The 20,944-nt window shown below is 67.2% G+C and carries 9 protein-coding genes; 8 read left to right on the top strand and 1 reads right to left on the bottom strand.

Annotated elements, in window-relative coordinates; translation table 11 throughout:
• Nucleotides 1-226 precede the first annotated feature (226 nt).
• The 8 genes from glgA (at nucleotide 227) to treY (ending at nucleotide 19,706) form a co-directional block, all read left to right on the top strand.
• Nucleotides 227-1,828, top strand: a complete 1,602-nt coding sequence (glgA, locus tag ASB57_RS05625; RefSeq protein WP_156414348.1) for a glycogen synthase GlgA — start codon at nucleotides 227-229, stop codon at nucleotides 1,826-1,828.
• A 64-nt stretch (nucleotides 1,829-1,892) separates the two neighbouring features.
• Nucleotides 1,893-5,252, top strand: coding sequence for a maltotransferase domain-containing protein (locus tag ASB57_RS05620; protein ID WP_057651279.1), 3,360 nt, complete (start codon nucleotides 1,893-1,895; stop codon nucleotides 5,250-5,252).
• Nucleotides 5,253-5,309: 57 nt separating this feature from the next.
• Nucleotides 5,310-8,651: a maltose alpha-D-glucosyltransferase gene (treS, locus tag ASB57_RS05615; protein WP_057651277.1), complete on the top strand. Its 3,342-nt coding sequence runs from the start codon at nucleotides 5,310-5,312 to the stop codon at nucleotides 8,649-8,651.
• Nucleotides 8,652-8,670: 19 nt separating this feature from the next.
• Nucleotides 8,671-10,911 carry a 1,4-alpha-glucan branching protein GlgB gene (gene glgB / locus ASB57_RS05610; RefSeq protein ID WP_082621394.1) on the top strand — a complete coding sequence of 747 codons (2,241 nt, stop codon included), beginning with the start codon at nucleotides 8,671-8,673 and terminating at the stop codon, nucleotides 10,909-10,911.
• 6 nt (nucleotides 10,912-10,917) lie between these two features.
• Entirely contained in the window at nucleotides 10,918-13,029 is a 2,112-nt protein-coding gene (glgX, locus tag ASB57_RS05605) for a glycogen debranching protein GlgX (protein ID WP_057651274.1), read from the top strand.
• Nucleotides 13,026-14,822, top strand: coding sequence for a malto-oligosyltrehalose trehalohydrolase (gene treZ / locus ASB57_RS05600; RefSeq protein ID WP_057651272.1), 1,797 nt, complete (start codon nucleotides 13,026-13,028; stop codon nucleotides 14,820-14,822). Before glgX ends, treZ begins: the two co-directional genes overlap by 4 nt.
• Nucleotides 14,823-14,844: 22 nt before the next feature.
• A complete protein-coding gene (gene malQ / locus ASB57_RS05595; RefSeq protein ID WP_057651270.1) occupies nucleotides 14,845-16,983 on the top strand; it encodes a 4-alpha-glucanotransferase in 2,139 nt (712 codons plus the stop codon).
• A complete protein-coding gene (gene treY / locus ASB57_RS05590) occupies nucleotides 16,980-19,706 on the top strand; it encodes a malto-oligosyltrehalose synthase (RefSeq protein WP_057651268.1) in 2,727 nt (908 codons plus the stop codon). Before malQ ends, treY begins: the two co-directional genes overlap by 4 nt.
• A 123-nt stretch (nucleotides 19,707-19,829) precedes the next feature.
• Here treY and ASB57_RS05585 read toward each other — a convergent pair whose 3' ends face one another.
• Nucleotides 19,830-20,714 carry an SDR family NAD(P)-dependent oxidoreductase gene (locus tag ASB57_RS05585; protein WP_057651266.1) on the bottom strand — a complete coding sequence of 295 codons (885 nt, stop codon included), beginning with the start codon at nucleotides 20,712-20,714 and terminating at the stop codon, nucleotides 19,830-19,832.
• Nucleotides 20,715-20,944 lie beyond the last annotated feature (230 nt).

Here is a 20,944-nt window from a genome sequence, read left to right as displayed (position 1 = left end):
TCGCTACCGGGCGTTCCTCTATGACAGACCCCGGGCACGGTGTTTGCTCATAAAACAAAAATCACTGGTCGGCCGATATCCAAACCGAAACATTCGGCGTAGAAATTGACATGTCACCGCTTTCCTTGCGACGCAACATCCAAAAGAGCGCTGACATGCAGCCGGCTTCCCCTGTTTACCCGTACGTCCCCCTCCTTACCGTGGCCTTGGAGCAGGTATCGTGTCGATGAAAATTTTGGCTGTTACGTCGGAAGCATTCCCCCTTGCGAAGACCGGTGGTCTTGGGGATGCCGTCAGTGGCATGGCGCGCGCACTGCACGCCGCGCCGGGCGCTTCCATCGGAATCCTGATGCCCGCGTACCGCGGCGTACTGGAACAGCTGCCCAATGCCCGTGAAGTCGCACGCTTCACCGACCTGCCCGGCGGTCCGGCGCGCCTGTTGATGGCCCCTTGCGCGGCCTTGGGCGGCGTACCGGTGCTCCTGCTGCAGAATGACGCCTTGTACGACCGCGATCATCTCTACGTCGACGCCAGCGGCCGCGAATTCGCCGACAACCCATTGCGCTTCGGCGCGCTGGCCCATGCGGCGGTGCAGATCGCGGCCGGCCGCACCCGCCTGCCGCGCCCCGACATCGTCCACGCGCATGACTGGCACGCGGGCCTGGTGCCCCTGCTGCTGCGCGAAGCCGGCCTGCATGACGTCAAGAGCGTCCTGACCATTCACAACATGGCCTTCCAGGGCGTGTACGACATGGACTGGGCGGAATCGCTGGGGGTTCCGGAAAAATACCTGACCTGGGATGGCGCTGAATTCTGGGGCAAGCTCAGCTTCATGAAGGCGGGCTTGCGTTACGCCGACCGCATCACGACGGTCAGCTACACCTACGCGCGTGAAATTCTTACCGAACGTTTTGGCTGCGGACTGCAAGGCCTGCTCGCCGCGCGTCAGCATGAACTGCTGCCGGTGCCCAATGGCATCGACGCACGCGAGTGGGACCCGGCCACCGATCCCCATCTGGGCATCTATCGATATAGCGCCGGCGAGATGGCCAACAAGTCGCGCAACAAGTGCGAACTGCAACGCCGCTTCGGCCTGAATATCGACTCCAACGCTCCGCTGCTGGTCATGGGCAGCCGCTTGACCCATCAAAAGATGGCCGACGTGGCGCTGCACGCCGTGCAGAGGGCGCTGGACGATCATCCGGAGCTGCAAGTCGCCGTGCTGGGCCAGGGCGAGCACGCACTGGAACAGGAGTTCCAGCGGCTGCCGCACCGTTACCCCGGCCGCTGCGGCGTTCGCATCGGCTTCGATGAAGACGCCGCGCACAAGCTGCATGCCGGCGCCGACATGCTTTTGCACGGCAGCCGCTTCGAGCCTTTCGGCCTGACACCCTTGTACGCGATGCGCTACGGCACGATCCCGATCGGTTCGTGCGTGGGCGGCATGGCCGACACCATCTCCGACATGGGCGCCAGCGCCGGCCGCGACGCCATGCGTAGCGCCACCGGTGTGCTGTTCGACGGCGAAACCGTCGACGCGATGGCCGCGGCCATCACGCGCACCTTGGGCCTGTACCGCCGTCCCGAAATCTGGCGCGCCATGCAGCATCGGGCGATGAGCACGGATTTCAGCTGGGAACGGGCCGCGCCCCTCTATCTGACCCTGTACCGGTCCATCCAACCTCCTCGCGTGGTCGCCGAAAGCATCACGCCCAGCGACGTCACCGCTCACGGACGCCCCAGCCTGCTCGATCAGGTCAGCGCCGCCGCGCGTCCCTTGCTGACCGGCACCTCAGCCGGAACTTTAGCCGCGGGCGCGGGAGACTGATGCCGCGGACCGCCCCGCTCATAGCGCTTCCTCCCTCTCCGCCGACGACGACCCAGGCCTGCTCATGCGTATTTATTATGTCCATCCCCTGCACCTCGGCCCGCTCTCCGGCGACAGCCTCAGCCACTGGCAGGCCTGCTGCGCGCGCGCCAAGTCGCTCGGCTTCGACACCTTGATGACGGCGCCCCTCTGGGCGCCCGACCCTGCCGGTAATCCCTACGTTCCCCATGATCCCGACAGCATCCATCCCGCCCTGGGCGAGATGGACCTGGCGGCTGCCTTCACCACCTTGGCGCGTCTGGCTGGCCAGCATGGCCTGGCCTTGATGGTGGACCTGCCTCTGGACAAGGTCGCCGTCGGCGGCACCGCCGCACTGGCGCATCCTGAATGGTATGAAGATGCCGGCGGCGACGCCGTGCGCGATCCGCGCCGCCCCTGGCAAGACCGGCACGCCCTGCCCCTGCGCAATGAGCAGGGCCGCGCGCCCGCGGGCTTCGTCGACCATTGGGTCGAGCGCGTGGGCCTGTGGGTGCAGAACGGCGTCGCGGGCTTCCGCTGCGAAGGACTGCTGCGCCTGGCGCCCGCCGACTGGCGCGAGCTGGTCCAGGGCGTGCGCGCGGTGCGACCTGACTGCCGCTGGCTGGCCTGGACCCCTGGTGTGGCCGCCGCCGACCTGGCGCCCCTGGCCAGCGTCGGCTTCGACGCCGTGTTTTCCTCCTTCCCGTGGTGGGACTACCGCGCTGAGTGGCTGCTGGAAGAAACGGATCGCCTGCGCAACATCGCGCCGGTGATCGCGCCCGTGGAAGCGCCTTACGCCAAACGCGTCGCATCCTGGCGCAGCCATCCCGCCGACCGCTATCGCAATGCGGCGCGCGCGGTGTGGACCGCCGCGGTCGTCGGCGACGGCCTGTTCGTGCCCATGGGCTTCGAGGATGCCGCCACGCAGACCTTGGAGCGCGACGGCAGCGGCGTGCGCGAGGACGCCCAAGGCGACCCCGGCCTGCACATCGACATCGGCCGCGCCAATCAATGGCTGACGCGCACCAGGTCCGCGCGCGGCCCCCTGCATAGTCTGCAAGGCCCGCACACCGGCGTCACCGCCCTGTTTCGCGGGGATGGCGCGGCGAATGGTCCTGCCAGCACCGGCCGCAACGGTGCCAATGCCCGCGTGATCGTCCTCAATCCCAACGACGACCAGGCCGCTTCGCCGGACTGGGACGCCATCCGCGCGCGCCTGCCGGAAGGCTATGGCCGCCTGGACCTGTGGGACGCCGATCGGCCGGCGGAAGACCTGCCGCCCACCCTCGCGCCCGGGGACCTGCTGCGGCTGGGCGCCAGCCGCCTGGCCCCGGTAACCGTGCCGGGCTCCGACGACATGCGCTTGTCGGTGACCGCGGCCATGCGCCAGTCGCGCGTAGCCATCGAACACGTGACGCCGGCTGTCGACGACGGCGCCTTCCCGATCAAGCGCGTGCTGGGCACCACCATCACGGTCGAGGCCGACGTGTTTTCCGACGGCCATGACTACATCGCCGTGGCCTTGCTCTGGCGCCCTGCCGACGACAAGGAATGGCAGCGCGTGCCGATGGTGCTGGGCGACAATGACCGCTGGTCTGCCAGCTTCGCGCCCGCCCGCATCGGCCGTCATTACTACGCGGTGCAGGGCTGGGAAGACATCTGGACCACCTTCCGCAAGGGCTACGACAAAAAGTACCGTGCCGGCGTCGACATCGCGCTGGAAACGGCAGAGGGCCGGACCCTGATACAGGCCGCGCTCGACCGCCTGGGCGACACCGAGCCGGACAGCGCCGCGGTGCTGCACCACGTGCTGCAGACCTTGGGCGCCGCCCCGTCTGAAAAGGCCCGCAAGGGCCGCAAGAGATCCACCGACGAGGACACCGCGCCGGCCTTCCCGCCCCCCACGCCCGATCAGGTCGCGGCCTTGCTGGACGCGCACACCGCGCGCGCCATGTACGTGGCCGACGAGCGCCGTTTCGAAACCACCTCCGCCGAATACCCCGTCACGGTCGACCGTCCGGCAGCGGTGTTTTCCAGCTGGTACGAGATCTTTCCCCGCTCGCAAAGCGGCGACCCGAAGCGTCACGGCACCTTCAACGATGTGATCGCCGCCCTGCCCCGCGTGCGCGCAATGGGCTTCGATACGCTGTATTTCCCGCCGATTCATCCGATCGGCACGCGCAATCGCAAAGGCCGCAACAACAGCCTGCAGGCCAAGGACGATGATGTAGGCAGCCCCTACGCCATCGGCGCGCCGGAAGGCGGGCACGACGCCTTGCATCCGCAGCTGGGCACCATCGAGGACTTCCGCCGCCTGGTGAGCGCGGCACGCGCACATGGCCTGGAACTGGCGCTGGATTTCGCCATTCAGTGTTCGCCTGACCATCCGTGGCTGAAAGCCCATCCGGAATGGTTCGACTGGCGTCCGGACGGCTCGCTGCGCTACGCGGAGAATCCGCCGAAGAAATACGAGGACATCGTCAACGTCGATTTCTACGGCACCCGGCCCGGCGCCTCGCGCCAGGCGCCGCTGTGGCGTGCCCTGCGCGATGCCGTGCTGTTCTGGGTGGCCCAGGGTGTGCGCGTCTTCCGCGTCGATAATCCGCACACCAAGCCCTTGCCCTTCTGGCAATGGATGATCGGCGACGTGCAGGGCCGCCATCCCGACGTCCTGTTCCTGTCGGAAGCGTTCACCAAGCCCAAGATGATGTATCGCCTGGCCAAGGTGGGCTTCACCCAGTCCTATACGTACTTCACCTGGCGCGAGACCAAGCAGGAATTCATCGAGTACCTGACCGAATTGACGCAGGGTCCGCCGGCCGAGTTCTTCCGTCCGCATTTCTTCGTCAACACGCCGGACATCAATCCGCGTTTCCTGCAGCAGTCCGGCCGCGCCGGCCACTTGATCCGGGCCGGCCTGGCGGCGACCTTGTCCGGCCTCTGGGGCGTGTACAACGGCTTCGAGCTTTGCGAAGCCACGCCCGTGCCAGGCAAGGAGGAGTACCTCGACTCCGAGAAATACGAGATCCGCGCGTGGGACTATGAACGCCCCGGCAACATCGTGCGCGAGATCACCCGCCTGAACGCGATCCGTCGGGCCAACCCCGCCCTGCACACCCACCTGGGCGTGCGCTGGCACACCGCCTGGGACGACCAGGTCCTGTTCTTTTCCAAATCCACGCCGGAGCGCGACAACGTCCTGCTGATCGCCATCAGCCTGGACCCGCACAACCCCCACGACGTCACCTTGGAAGTGCCGATGTGGGAGTTTGGCCTGCCCGACGAGGGCCCCTTGCAGGTGGAAGACCTGACCGACGGCAACCGCTTCGAATGGCGCGCCAAGGAACAGCGCGTGCATCTGCACCCTGGTCAGCCCTACCGCATCTGGCGCGTGACGCCCGTCTGAATATCCAGTCGCGGCGCCACGGCGCCGCGGCCGGCAAATTTATAAAAGGATATCGGCATGTCAGATAACCACGTCAACAGCCCCAATCACGATGATCCCCTCTGGTACAAAGACGCGGTCATCTACCAGTTGCACGTCAAGTCCTTCTTCGATGCCAACAATGACGGCGTCGGCGATTTCGCCGGCCTCATCGAGAAGCTCGACTACATCGCGTCGCTGGGCGTAAACACCATCTGGCTGCTGCCTTTCTATCCGTCGCCGCGCCGCGACGACGGCTATGACATCGCCGAATACCGCGGCGTCCACTCCGACTACGGCAATCTGGCCGACGTGCGCAAGTTCATCAAGGCGGCGCATGCGCGCGGCCTGCGCGTCGTCACCGAGCTGGTCGTCAACCACACGTCGGACCAGCATCCCTGGTTCCAGCGCGCCCGCGCGGCCAAGCCGGGCTCGGCCGCCCGCAATTTCTACGTCTGGTCCGATAATGACCAGGCCTACGCCGGCACCCGCATCATCTTTCTTGACACGGAAAAGTCGAACTGGACCTGGGACCCCGTCGCCGGCGCCTATTTCTGGCATCGCTTCTACTCCCATCAGCCCGACCTGAACTTCGACAATCCGCAGGTGCTGAAGGAAGTCATCAGCGTCATGCGTTACTGGCTGGACCTGGGCGTGGACGGTCTGCGGCTGGACGCCGTTCCCTATCTGGTCGAACGGGAAGGCACCAACAACGAAAACCTGCCGGAAACGCACGCCATCCTGAAAAAGATCCGGGCGGAACTGGACAAGGAATATCCGGGCCGCATGCTGCTGGCTGAGGCCAACCAGTGGCCGGAAGACGCGCAGGAATATTTCGGCGACGGCGACGAATGCCATATGTCTTTCCACTTCCCGCTGATGCCGCGCATGTACATGGCCATCGCGCGCGAAGACCGCTTTCCCATCACCGACATCATGCGGCAGACGCCGGACATTCCGGAACTCTGCCAGTGGGCCATCTTCCTGCGCAACCATGATGAGCTGACCCTGGAGATGGTCACCAGCAACGAACGCGACTATCTGTGGGACACCTACGCCGCCGATCGCCGCGCGCGCATCAACCTGGGCATCCGCCGCCGCCTGGCGCCCCTGATGGAACGCGACCGCCGCCGCATCGAATTGATGAACAGCCTGCTGCTGTCCATGCCCGGCACCCCGGTGATCTACTACGGCGACGAGCTGGGGATGGGCGACAACATCCATCTGGGTGACCGCGACGGCGTGCGCACGCCCATGCAATGGTCGCCCGACCGCAACGGCGGTTTCTCGCGTGCCGACCCGGAACGCCTGCCCCTGCCGGCCCTGATGGGACCGCTGTACGGCTATGAGGCCGTCAACGTGGAAGCGCAGCAGCGCGACCCCCATTCGCTGCTGAACTGGTCGCGCCGCATGCTGGCCACGCGCGCCAAGACCCAGGCCTTCGGCCGCGGCACCTTGCGTTTCCTGTTCCCCGGCAACCGCAACATCCTGGCCTATCTGCGCGAGTACGAGGACACCACCATCCTGTGCGTGGCCAACCTGTCGCGCGCCTCGCAGCCCGTGGAGCTGGACCTGTCGGCGCTGGCCGGCCGGGTGCCGGTGGAATTGCTGGGCGGCACGCCCTTCCCCGCCATCGGTGAACTGACGTATCTGCTGACCCTGCCGCCTTACGGCTTCTACTGGTTCGACCTGAGCGCCAGCGCGTCGCCGCCGGAGTGGCACGCCACCCATCCTGAACGCATGCCGGAGTACTACACCCTGGTGCTGCGCGGCCGCACCGGCTACGAGCTGACCGAGGGCGCCGTCCGTTCCCTGCGCCAGGACGTGCTGCCGCTGTATCTGTCACGCCAGCGCTGGTATCCGAAGGACCGCAAGGTGAAGATGGCGCAGGCGGCTTACGCCGCGCAGATCAAGGGCGGCGAACACGAATGCTTCATCACGGAGATCCAGGTCGACTTCGACGGCAAGCCCGCGCGCTTCCTGCTGCCTGTGGCGCTGATCTGGGGTGAAACCATGCCGCCCATGGCGCAGCAATACGCGCTGGCGCGCGTGCGCCGCGGCGCCGAAATGGGTTTCGTCACCGACGCCTACACGCTGCCGTCCTTCATCCACTCCCTGGTCCAGGGCCTGCGGGACCGCCGCGAGATTCCCGTGCCGCAGGCGCACCCGCCCGCGGTGCTGCGCTTCCGCGGCGAGCCGGGCCTGGACAAGATCGAGTTGCCGGCCGACGCCGAAGTGAAGTGGTTCACCGGCGAGCAGTCCAACAGCTCCGTCACCCTGGGCGGCCTGATGATGCTCAAGCTGATCCGCCACATCGTTCCCGGCGTGCATCCGGAAGCGGAAATGACCCGGCGGCTGACGGAAGTGGGCTATGCCAATGGCGCGCCGCTGCTGGGCGAGATCCAGCGCGTCGACGAAGACGGCACGCCGCACACCCTGGCCTTGATGCATCAGATGATCAACAACCAGGGCGATGCGTGGAGCTGGACCTTGAACTTCCTCAAGGGCACGCTGGATTCGTCGTCGCTCACGGTTGAAAGCGCGCAGGACTACGATGAAGACCTGCGCGGCTACATCAACTTCGCGCACACCATGGGCAAGCGTCTTGGCGAATTGCATGCCGCCCTGGCCCTGCCCACCGACGATCCCGCATTCGCGCCGAAGCGTGCCACGCGCCAGGACGCCGAACAGCGCGCCAAGGATGTGATCGCCATGCTGGACCAGGGCTTGGCCACGCTCAAGGCGAATCTGGGCCGTCTCGACGCGACCAATGCCGAGCGTGCGGCCACGCTGATCCAGCAGCACGATACCCTGGCCGACGTCATCCGCGATCTCGCGGCCAATGAGGAAGACACGCTGCACATCCGCATCCACGGCGACTTCCACCTGGGCCAGGTCCTGGCCGCGCAAGGCGACGCCTACCTGATCGACTTCGAGGGCGAACCCGCCCGGTCGCTGGAGGAACGGCGCGCCAAGACCAGCGCCGTCCGCGACGTCGCCGGCCTGCTGCGTTCCTTCGACTATGCGGCGGCCACCCTGGCCAATGGCACCGGTCCCGGCAAGGCCGACGACGCCGACGGCCAGGTGGCGGAACAGGAACTGCACAAGCGCCGTCTGGCCTTGATCGACCGCTTCCGCGTCACCGCGGGCGAGTCCTTCCTGGCCGGCTATCGCGAAGTGGCGCATGCTACGGAAAATCCCTGGATGGCGCCGCAGGTCGAAACTGCCCTGATCGACCTGGCACTCATCGAGAAGGCCGCTTACGAGGTGCGCTACGAAGCGTCGCACCGGCCTGACTGGGTCGGCATCCCGCTTGCCGGACTGGCCGCTTTGGCCGCCCGCCTGCTGTCCGATGCCGGCGCCCCCACCCCCAACACTTGATTTTCAGGAATACCCTGTCATGACTACCGGCTCTTCGTCCTCTCCCGGCGCTACCCAAAACGGCCCGCCCGTCGACCACGGCGCGCACGACGCGCTGGACGACTTGCTGGCCGGGCGCCACTCCGATCCTTTTCATGTGTTGGGACCGCACGTCGACGGCACGCGCACCTGGGTGCGCGCCCTGGTTCCGAATGCTGAGCGGGTCTCCATATTGGTTGGCGAAGACGGCAAGGAATGGCCCCTGACCCATATCCGCCACGGCATGTATTCCGCCCTGGTCGATGGCGTGGCCCCGGGCCAGGCCACGGCCTACCGGCTGCGGATCCAATGGCAAGGCGCCGAACAGGTTACCGAAGACCCTTACGCTTTTGGCGCCCTGCTGGGCGACCTGGACCTGCATCTGATCTCGGAAGGCCGCCACGAAGATCTGGCGGAATGCCTCGGATCCCATGTCATGGAAATCGACGGCGTGCGCGGCGTCCGCTTCGCCGTCTGGGCGCCGAATGCCCGCCGCGTGTCCGTGGTGGGCGATTTCAACTCCTGGGATGGCCGGCGCCATGCCATGCGGCTGCGCCATAGCGCCGGAGTTTGGGAAATCTTCGTTCCGCGCCTGGAGGCCGGCGCCCGCTACAAGTACGAGATCGTCGGCGCCGAGGGCAATCTGTTGCCGCTCAAGGCCGACCCGCTGGCCCGCCAGACCGAGGCGCCGCCCGCCACCGCGTCCATCGTGCCCGACCCCACGCCTTTCACGTGGACCGACCAGGCCTGGATGGAAAGCCGCGGCGCGCGCCAGGCCCCCGATGCGCCCATCTCCGTCTACGAAGTGCATGCGGGCTCCTGGCTGCCGCGCGACGGCGACGACAACGGCGAATGCGTGTGGCGCCAACTGGCCAAACGCCTGGTGCCCTATGCGCGCGACCTGGGCTACACCCACCTGGAACTGATGCCCATCATGGAGCATCCTTTCGGCGGTTCCTGGGGCTATCAGCCGCTGGGCGTGTTCGCCCCCACCGCGCGTTATGGCTCGCCGCACGATTTCGCCGCCTTCATCGATGCCTGCCACGCGGCGGGGCTGGCCGTGCTGCTGGATTGGGTGCCCGCCCACTTCCCGACGGATACGCATGGCCTGGCGCACTTCGACGGTACCGCCTTGTACGAATACCAGGATCCGCGCGAAGGCTTCCATCCCGACTGGAACACGCTGATCTACAACCTGGGACGCACCGAAGTCCGCAATTTCATGGTGGCGAGCGGGCTGGAATGGGTGCGCCGTTATCACATCGACGGGCTGCGGGTCGATGCGGTGGCTTCCATGCTTTACCGCGACTACAGCCGCAAGGCTGGCGAGTGGATCCCCAACCGCCACGGCGGCCGGGAAAACCTGGAAGCCGTCGAGTTCCTGCGCGACATGAACGCGACCGTCCATCGACTGTGCCCGGGCGCCATTACCGTGGCCGAGGAATCGACCGCCTGGCCTGGCGTGTCCGCCAGTATCGAGGACGGCGGCCTGGGCTTTTCCTATAAATGGAACATGGGCTGGATGCACGATTCCCTGCGCTATATGCATGTCGATCCCGTGCATCGCCGCTACCACCACAACGACATGACCTTCGGCATGGTCTACGCGTACTCGGAACGCTTCATCCTGCCCCTGTCGCATGACGAGGTGGTGCACGGCAAAGGCTCGCTGCTGAACAAGATGCCTGGCGACCGCTGGCAGCGCCACGCCAACCTGCGCGCCTATTACGGCTATATGTGGAGCCATCCGGGCAAGAAGCTGCTGTTCATGGGCGGCGAAATCGCGCAGGAACGCGAGTGGAACCACGATGCGTCGCTGGATTGGCCTTCCCTGGACGACCCGCTCCATCGCGGCGTGCAGAAGCTGATGCGCGACCTCAACCACGTCTATACCGAACTGCCCGCCCTGCACCGCCATGATCACGACCCCAGCGGTTTCGAATGGGTCATCGGCGACGACTATGCCAACAGCGTGTTCGCCATGCTGCGCAAGGACGGCGATTCCCTGGTGCTGGCCATCAGCAACTTCACCCCGGTACCGCGCGAGGACTACCGGATCGGTGTGCCGCGCGCCGGCCGCTGGCTGGAGCGCATCAATACCGATGCCGGCGACTACGGCGGTTCCGGCATGGGCAACGGCGGTGCCCGCCATACGGACCCCGTCGCCGCGCACGGACGGGAGCAATCCCTGTCGGTCACGCTGCCGCCCCTCGCCACGGTGATCTTCCAACTCGAAGGGTAAAGGTCCATGTCCGGCGTGCTTCCCGACCGGCTGGCGCCCGGTCACCCCTATCCGCTGGGAGCCACCAGCGATGGCCTGGGGGTCAATTTCGCCGTTTTTTCCGCGAATGCCAGCCGTATCGACTTGTGCATTTTCGACGAGCGGGGCCGCAAGGAATTGCAGCGCATGCCCTTGCCGGAATGCACCGATGAAATCTGGCACGGCTATCTGCCGGATGCGGCGCCCGGCCTGGTCTACGGCTACCGGGCCTATGGCCCCTACGATCCCAGGCACGGCCACCGCTTCAATCCCCACAAGCTGCTGCTGGATCCGTACGCGGCCGAACTGACGGGGCCGCCGCGCTGGTCCGACGTGCTGTTCGGCTATCGGGTGGGCGGTCCGCGCGGCGACCTGACCCAGGACCGCCGCGACAGCGCCCCCGCCATGCCCAAGGCCGTCGTCACCGACAACGCCTTCCACTGGGGCGAGCGGCGCCGTACACCCACGCCGTGGGAACGCACGGTCATCTATGAAGCGCATGTACGGGGTGTCTCGATGCGGCGCGAAGAGGTCCGCACCCATCTGCGCGGCACGGCGGCCGCCTTGTCCGATCCGCGCTTCATCGAACATCTGCACAAGATCGGCGTCACCGCCATCGAGCTGCTGCCCGTGCAGGCCTTCCTGCAGGATAAATTCCTGGTGCAGAAGCAGCTGGCCAACTACTGGGGCTACAGCACGCTGTCCTATTTCGCGCCGGAGCCCGCTTACCTGCGCCAAGGCGGTCCCAACGATCTGCGCATGGCGATCCGCCGCCTGCAGGCCGCCGGCATCGAAGTCATCCTGGATGTCGTCTACAACCATACCTGCGAAGGCGATGAGACGGGCCCCACCCTGTCGTGGCGCGGCCTGGACAATGCCAGCTACTACCGCCTGGTTCCCGGCGACGAACGGCACTACATCAACGACACCGGCTGTGGCAACACGGTCAACCTGTCGCACCCGCGCGTCCTGCAAATGGTCATGGACTCGCTGCGCCATTGGGCCAGCGCCTACCGCGTCGACGGCTTCCGCTTCGACCTGGGCGTGACCCTGGGCCGGGAAGGCCACGGTTTCGATCCCGGTGCGGGATTCTTCGACGCCATCCTGCAAGATCCGACACTGTCGCGCCTGAAGCTGATTTCCGAGCCCTGGGACATCGGTCCCGAAGGCTATCAATTGGGAAGCCAGCCGCCGGGCTTCGCCGAATGGAACGACAAATTTCGCGACTCGACGCGTCGATTCTGGCGTGGCGACGGCGGCATGCGCGGCGAAATGGCGGAGCGCCTGGCCGGTTCCAGCGACGTGTTCGATCGCCGCCATCGGCGCCCCTGGTCCTCGGTCAACTTCGTGGCCTCGCATGACGGCTTCACCGTCCGCGACGTGGTCAGCTACAACCAGAAGTACAACGAAGCCAACCTGGAAGGCAACCGCGACGGTCACAGCAACGACTACAGCCACAACTGGGGCGTGGAAGGCCCCAGCGACGATCGCCTCGTCGAGGAGATGCGCGGCCGCGTGCAACGTTCCCTGCTGGCATCCACCTTCCTGTCCTACGGCACGCCCATGCTGCTGGCCGGCGACGAATTCGGCAACAGCCAGCAAGGCAACAACAATGCCTATTGCCAGGACAACGCCGTGTCCTGGCTGGATTGGCGGCAGGCCACCACCGACGAGGGCCGTGCGCTGATCGACTTCGTCAGCCGACTGGCGGCCGCGCGCCGCAACCACCCCAGCCTGCGCGTCAACAACTACGTCAACGGTCGCCGCGAAGTCGCGCCCGGCATGGAAGGCATCACCTGGTATGACGTCGACGGCCAGACCATGACGTACGAGGCCTGGCACGACGGCGAAGGCCGTGCGCTGGCCGTGCGGCGCGTGGTGGCGGGCGAACAGGGGCTGGACGTCACCTTGACCCTGCTCAACGGCAGCCACGGCGACGTGGTCTTCGTCCTGCCCGATGAGGGCACGGCATGGCGCATGCTCCTCGATTCCAGCCGGCCGGCCGCGCCCGCGGAACACGTACACGGCCATCATTTCAATCTGCACGCGCATGGCATCGCCCTCTTCAGCGGCGTGCCGCGCTCCAAGGAGCATTCATGACATCCCCGGATCCCGCCGTGTCTGGCTGCCATGGCGCCATCCGCCAGGCTGACGGCCAGACTCGCTTCCGCCTGTGGGCGCCCAATGCGCGCAACGGCGTCAGCCTGGAGATCGCCGGCGCCGAGCCCCTGCCCATGCGCGCCCTGGCCGACGGCTTCTACGAAATCGACAAGCGCTGCGAGCCCGGCACGCGCTACCGCTACCGGGTCGGCCCTGACCTGGCCGTGCCCGATCCCGCGTCCCGCCTGCAGGCGCACGATGTCCACGACGACAGCGTCGTGGTGGCGCCCGGCGCCGACTATGCCTGGCGCCACCCTGAATGGCGCGGACGGCCGTGGAAGGAAACCGTGCTCTATGAACTCCATGCCGGCCTGGCGGGCGGCTATGCGGGCATCGAAGCGCGCCTGCCCGAACTGGCGGCCATGGGCATCACGGCCATCGAACTGATGCCCATTGCCGATTTCCCCGGCTCACGCAGCTGGGGCTACGACGGCGTGCTGCCATACGCGCCCGATCGCGCCTACGGCGAACCGGATGAACTGCGGCACCTGATCGACACGGCACACGGCTTGGGCGTGATGGTGTTCCTGGACGTGGTCTACAACCACTTCGGCCCTGACGGCAATTACCTGAATGCCTACGCCGCCGACTTCTTCCGCGAAGACCTGCAGACGCCCTGGGGCGCGGCCATCGATTTCCGCCGCCCGCAGGTGCGCCAGTACTATGCCGAGAACGCGCTCTACTGGTTGACCGAGTATCGTTTCGACGGACTGCGGCTGGACGCCGTCCACGCCATCAAGGATGTGGGCTGGCTGGAGGAAATGGCCGCCTTCGTGCGCGGTAACGTCGAACCCGGCCGCCACGTCCATCTGGTGCTGGAGAACGAGGAAAACCAGGTGCATCCCCTGCAGCATGGCTACGACGCGCAGTGGAACGACGACGCCCACAACGTATTGCACCATCTGCTCACCGGCGAAAGCGAAGGCTATTACGAAGACTATGTCGAGCAGCCCGCCCAAGGCCTGGCGCGGGCGCTGACGGAAGGCTTCGTCTATCAAGGTCAGCCGTCGCGTCACCGGGGTGGCGAAACGCGTGGCGAACGCAGTCATCTGCTGCCCCCGACCGCTTTCGTGCTGTTCCTGCAAAACCACGATCAGACCGGCAATCGCGCGCTGGGTGACCGGCTGGGGACCCTGCTGCAGGATGCCCGCGTGCTCAAGGCCGCCACCGCGCTGCAATTGCTGACGCCGCAGATTCCCTTGATCTTCATGGGCGAGGAGCGCGGCTCGAAGACGCCCTTCCTCTACTTCACCGACCATGCGAACGCCGACCTGGCGCAGGCCGTGCGAGAAGGCCGTCGCAAGGAATTCCAGCGCTTCCGCGCGTTCGCCAATCCGGCCACGCGGGCGCGCATTCCGGATCCCAACGATCCCGCCACCTACACCGATTCCAATCCCTATGACACACCGGCCGACACGGACGTCGTCGCCATCTACACCGAGCTGCTGAACCTGCGCGCCCGCGCGATCGTGCCCCATCTGGACGGGGCCAAGGCCTTGGGCGCGCACGTGCTGGGCATGCGCGCGGTGGTGGCCCAATGGCGCCTGGGTGACGGCAGCGTGCTGTCGATCTACACCAACCTGGGCGGGGTCGACCTGCGTCCGGACTGGCTGCAAGTCGACCTGGCGGATCAGACCCTGTTGTACGAAAGCGAAAGCGGCGCGGGCACCGCGCTGTACGAAGGCTTGTTGTGGCGCGGCTGCACGCTTGCACTGCTACAGACGTCCGCATGATGACGGACCTAAAGGAATACGCATGACTACCCTTGGCATCGATGGTTCGAGTTCCGCGGAACTGGCCGACCTGGCGGCGCAAGCCGGCATCGCGGTGGACTGGGTGGACGCGCGCGGCCAGCCCAAACGCGTCGCTGACGACGTGCTGCGCACCCTGCTGGACAGGCTGGGCCTGCCGGCGGCGGATGACGCCCAGATCCGCGAAAGCGCGGCGCGCGTCCGGAACGAGGCAGGACAGACTGGCGGCTTGCTGATCGTCGACGCCGGCGCGCCGATCGAGTTCGAAGCCCGCCCCGACACCACCTACCTGTTGCTCGGCGAAGATGGCGAGCAGCGCAGTGTCGCGGCCCATGACAGCGGCGATGGCCGCACACGCCTGGCCGGCATCGACACCCCCGGCTACTACATCCTGGAAACCGGCAGCTGGCGCCGCAAGATTGCCGTGGTCCCGCCGCGCAGCCCCAGCGTCGGCGAACTGCTCGAAAGCGAGCACCCGCGCGCCTGGGGCCTGGCGGCCCAGCTCTACAGCCTGCGCCGCGACCATCGCGGCGATCCCGTCAACGCGGCGGGCATCGGCGATTTCACGACCTTGACGCGGCTGGCCACCACGGCCGGCCAGCGTGGCGCGGCGGCGCTGGCCATCAGCCCCGTCCACGCCATGTTCGCCGCCGATCCGGGGCGCTACAGTCCCTATGGTCCCTCCAGCCGGCTGTTTCTCAACACCCTCTACATCGATCCGGCCGCCGTGCTGGGCGAGGCCGCGCTCGGCAGCGCCTTGAGCGGGCTGGGCCTGGGCGATGAAGCCTTGCGGCTGGACGGCCTGGCGCTGATCGACTGGCCCGGCGTGGCGCGCACGCGCCTGAAGGTCATGCGGCGCCTCTACGATGACTTCCGCGACGACGCCCACAGCGACCTGCAGGATGCGTTCACGCGCTTTCGCATCGCCGGCGGCGAAGCCCTGGAAAGCCACGCCCGTTTCGAAGCGCTGCACGCCCGCCACCTGCCGCCGCTGGGCGACGCCACCGACTGGCGTCACTGGCCGGCCGATCTGCGCGACCCCACCGGCGCCGGCGTGCGCGCCTATGCCCACGCCCATGAACGCGACATCGCTTTCCACATCTTCCTGCAATGGCTGGCCGCGCAAGGCCTGGCCGGCGCCCAGCAGGCGGCCCGTACGGCCGGCATGGGCATCGGCCTGATCGGCGACCTGGCCGTGGGCACCGACCCTGGCGGCAGCCATGCATGGAGCCGGCAGGGTGACATCCTTGAGGGCCTGTCGCCGGGCGCGCCGCCCGATATCTACAATCCGCATGGCCAGGGCTGGGGCTTGACCGCCTTTTCGCCGCGCGCCCTGCACCTGACCGGCTACGCCGCGTTCATCGAGATGCTGCGCGCGGCCCTTGCCTATACCGGCGGCCTGCGCATCGACCATGTGCTGGGCCTGGCCCGCATGTGGCTGGTGCCGCAAGGCGCGTCACCCAGGGACGGGGCGTATCTGCGTTATCCGCTCGACGACATGCTGCGCCTGGTGGCCCTGGAGGCCTGGCGCCACCGCGCGCTGATCATCGGCGAGAACCTGGGCACCGTGCCGGATGGCTTCAACCATCGCATCGAGCAGGCCGGCATGCTGGGCATGGACGTGCTCTGGTTCCAGCGCGACGGCTGGGCCGGCAATCCCGCGCCCTTCCAGCAGCCCCGCTACTGGCCGGGCGCCGCCATCGCCACCACCACCACGCACGACCTTCCCACCGTGGTCGGCTGGTGGCGCGGCACAGACATAGGCTGGCGCGAACACCTGCAATTGCTGGGCGACGGCGAAAGCGCCGAAGCGCTGCACCAGGAACGCGAACGGGACCGCGGCGCGCTGTGGCACGCCTTGCGCGAAGCGGGCTGCATCGGCCACGACCTGCCGGCGGAACCGCCGGCCGACGCGCCCGCGGAAGCCGTGCTGCGCTACGTCGCCAGCACGCCCGTGCCGCTGATGCTGGTGCCGGTGGAAGACATCCTGGGCCTGGAAGAACAGCCCAATCTGCCCGGGACCATAGATACGCATCCCAACTGGCGCCGCCGCCTGGACCCGGAGGTGGAAAGACTCTTCGATGACCCGGCCGTGCGCGCGCGTGTGGATGCCATTGAACTCGGCCGCCGGGGGCACGCATGACGCCCCGCCGCCCCGCCTCGCCCGCCGCCCCCGGCTCCGCCGGGACGCCCCGCGCCACCGTGCGCCTGCAATTCCACGAAGGCTATACCCTGGACGATGCCGTCGCCCAGGTACCGTATTTCGCGCAGCTTGGCGTCAGCCACGTCTATGCATCACCCCTGACCCGCGCACGGGCGGGCTCCACCCATGGCTATGACGTGGTCGACCATGGCCAGGTCAATCCGGAACTCGGTGGCGAAGCCGCCCTGCGCCGCCTGGTGCAGGCCCTGCGCGCGCACGACATGGGCCTGATCCTGGACATCGTGCCCAATCACATGGCCACCAGCCCTGACAATCCCTGGTGGTGGAGCGTGCTGCGCGATGGCCGCGCCAGCCCCCACGCCACGTGGTTCGACATCGACTGGGAGCCCGCCGACAGCGGCCTGCACGGCAAAGTGCTGGCGCCCTTTCTTGGCAAGCCCTACGGCGTGGCGCTGGAGGATGGCGACATCCGCCTGCGCCTGGGCGACGCCGGCTGGTATATCGATGCGGCCGGCGCCCGCTACCCGCTCGCCGATGGCAGCGTCGACACCAACGTGCCCGACCCTGCCCACGCGTACGACCCCACCACACCGGCGGGCCGCGAACGCCTGCACGAATTGCTGGAAAGACAGGCTTACCGCCTGGCCTGGTGGCGCAGTGCCGCCGATGAGATCAACTGGCGCCGCTTCTTCGAGATCACCGACCTGATCGGCGTGCGCGTCGAACACGCCGACGTCTTCGATGCCGTGCATGCCATGGTGCTGCGCTTCTACGAAGAGGGCCTGATCGACGGCCTGCGCGTCGACCACGTCGATGGCCTGAGCGACCCCATCGGCTACTGCGAGCACCTGCGCGCGGAGCTCAATGCGCGCTCGGCGCGCCGCCCGGGCTCCCTGGCCGGTCAGGCGCCCTATCTGATCATCGAAAAAATCCTGGGCAACGACGAGGTCCTGGACGAGCGCTGGATGGTGGACGGCACCACCGGCTACGACTTCATGGACCAGGTCGGCGCCGTGCTGCACGACGCTTCCGGCGTGGGTCCCATCACCGATCTTTGGGAAACCCTGGCGCGCGATACCCGGACCTTCGCCGAAGTGGCGGACGAAGCTCGCGAGCTGATGTTGTTGCGCCACTTCCCCGCCGAGCGCTTCGCCGCCGCGCGGGCCTTGCATCGGGTCGCCACGCTGGATCCCAAGACGCGCGACTGGGGCCAGGCTGCCATCCTGCGCGTGCTGTGGCAGTTGCTGCGCGCCTTCCCGGTGTATCGCACCTATGCCGATGCCGACGGCCGTCATGCGCTTGACCAGGTGCGCTTCGATGCTGCCGCGGCGGCGGCGTATGCCCGCATCCGCGTCGATCGCGATGGTGACGACGGCCCCTTGCTGGAGGCCATGGGCGAGTGGCTGGGCGGTCAGCCCGCGCGCGACTTGCCCGCCGACCAGCGGGCCGCGCGGGAGCTGGCGACACGCCGCTTCCAGCAATTGACGCCGCCGCTGACGGCCAAATCGCTGGAGGATACGGCTTTCTACCGCTACGGCCGGCTACTGTCACGCAACGAGGTCGGCGCCGATCCGGCCGTTTTCCACCTGGCCGTGGAGGCTTTCCATCGCCGTTGTTCGGCACGCGCGCGGCGCCTGCCCCGCGCCATGCTGGCCACTGCCACGCACGACCATAAGCGTGGCGAGGACACGCGCACCCGCATCATGGCCTTGAGCGAGTGCCACGAAGACTGGAGCCGCTTCGCGCATGACTGGATCCACAGCCACGCGCCCGCCACCTACAACGGCCACGGCCAGCTGGCGCCGCACCCCGCCGATCTGTACATGCTGCTGCAAACCGTGGTCGGGGCCTGGCCGCTGGACTTGCGGCCCGATGACGCCGCCGGGCTGACCGCCTATGCGGAACGCCTCGGCGCCTGGCAGCTCAAGGCCTTGCGCGAAGCCAAGGTGCGCACCAGTTGGGTGGCGCCGGACGAGACCTATGAAAAAGCCTGCGCGGACGCGCTGCTGGAGCTGATGCAGCCTGGCGCGGCCGACGACGTGGCCGCGTTCGCGCGGCGCCTGGCGCCGGCCGGGGCGGTCAACAGCCTGTCCCAAACCCTGTTGCGTCTGACCGCGCCGGGCATCCCGGATCTGTACCAGGGCACTGAATTCTGGGATTTCAGCCTGGTGGATCCAGACAACCGGCGTCCCGTGGACTATGACGCTCGCGCGGCGGCCCTGGCTACGCTGGATGCCGGCGACGTCGACGGCCTGCTGGCTGACTGGCGCAGCGGCCGCATCAAGCAGGCCGTGGTGCATGGCGCCCTAACCGCGCGCCGCGCGCGGCCGGATCTCTACACGCAAGGCAGTTACGTACCGCTGCCGGTGCTGGGGCCGCGCGGCGACCACATCATCGCCTTCGTGCGCAGCCTGGGCGACCAGCGGGTGTTCGTGCTGGCGCCCCGCCTGGTCGGCGCGCATCTGCGGGTCGACGATGGGGATGTCGGCACAGCCGGCGGGGCTAGCGATGCGGCTTTGTGCATTCCGCGCATCGATCCTGCCTTCTGGGAAAGCACCGCGGTGGTGCTGCCCCATCGCTACGCGGGCGCCGTCCTGCGTGACGCCCTGAGCGGGCGCGAGCGCCGGGTCGGCGCGGACAGCATCCTGCCGTTGGCGGAAGCGTTGGCGGATTTCCCGGTGGCTTTGCTGCCGGCGGATTGACGGCGGCGGGTGGCGTGGTGTCGCGGCCACGCAGCCGCGGCGCCGCGTGACCGCCCATTGCTCCGCTGATTCACTGCGTGGCTGCTCCGTGAGCAACTACGCATGTGGACCGCGCCTCGCCCGTCACGCCCCTTCCGGAAAATCCGTGGCATCCGACGCACCGCGCCAGGCCGCCATGTCCTTCTGCACGGCCGCCATCTTCTGCTCGGCCAGTTCATTGGCGATGCGGCCGGCGAACAGATGCAGCGGCGGTTCGGCCACGCTGGCCGCCTGCAACAGCAGCAGAGCCAGCTTGTCCGGGTCGCCCGCCTGGCGGCCATCCATGGTGTTTACGTGCAGGTCCAGCGAGGCCTGCGCCTGCGTGTAATCCGCGATGGCCTGTTGCGCGGTCGCCAGGCTGTCCTTGGTCAGGAATTCCGTGCGGAAGGGCCCGGGATAGACCACGGTGGCCTTGATCCCCAGCTCGGCCACTTCGGCCGCCAGCGTTTCCGTCAACCCGGCCAGCGCGAACTTGCCGGCGATATAGCTGCCCCAACCGGCATAGCCACCGTGGAAACCGGCGATCGACGCGATGTTGAAGATATGTCCGCCGCGCTGCCGGCGCAGATGCGGCAGCGCGTGGCGCAGCACGTGCATGGGCGCAAAGACGTTGACGTCCAGGTTGCGGCGCAGCTCCGCATCGCTCAAGGCCTCGATGGCCCCTTGTTGTCCGAAGCCGGCGTTATTGACGATGACGTCGATGCGACCGAAGGTGGCGATGGCCTGTTCGATGGCCGCACGGACCGCGGACTCGGACACAGGGTCCACTTCCAGTGCCAGGACGCGGTCACTGCCCTCAATCAAGGCGTTTTGCAGGCTGGCCAGATTGCGCGACGTTGCCGCCACACGATGGCCTTGCGCCAGCACCTGGCGGGCCAAGGCGAGTCCCAGGCCGCGCGCGGCGCCGGTGATGAACCAGACCTTGGACGTGGCGGCCGGCTGCGAATGTTGGGTGTCAGAGATATTCATGGATGGCGACTCCTGATGGCTGTTCGCCACGGCAGGACCGGGAACAGCCCCGGCGCCACGACGAACTTCAGGTAGTAATGCTAAGAAAAGCCGCGCGCCCCTAATAGACCGGATACTCTGCGATGATTGCCTATTTCTCTTTCGACAGGCATTTTTCACCGCTGGAAATGGCACAATCATTGCTCGATTTGATCCAGCGGGTGTCGCGCCGCAGCTTGGCTGGGCACCTC

This window comes from Bordetella sp. N, from assembly GCF_001433395.1.
Lineage (GTDB): Bacteria > Pseudomonadota > Gammaproteobacteria > Burkholderiales > Burkholderiaceae_B > Bordetella_C.
This window is presented reverse-complemented; position numbering and strand designations above follow the sequence as displayed.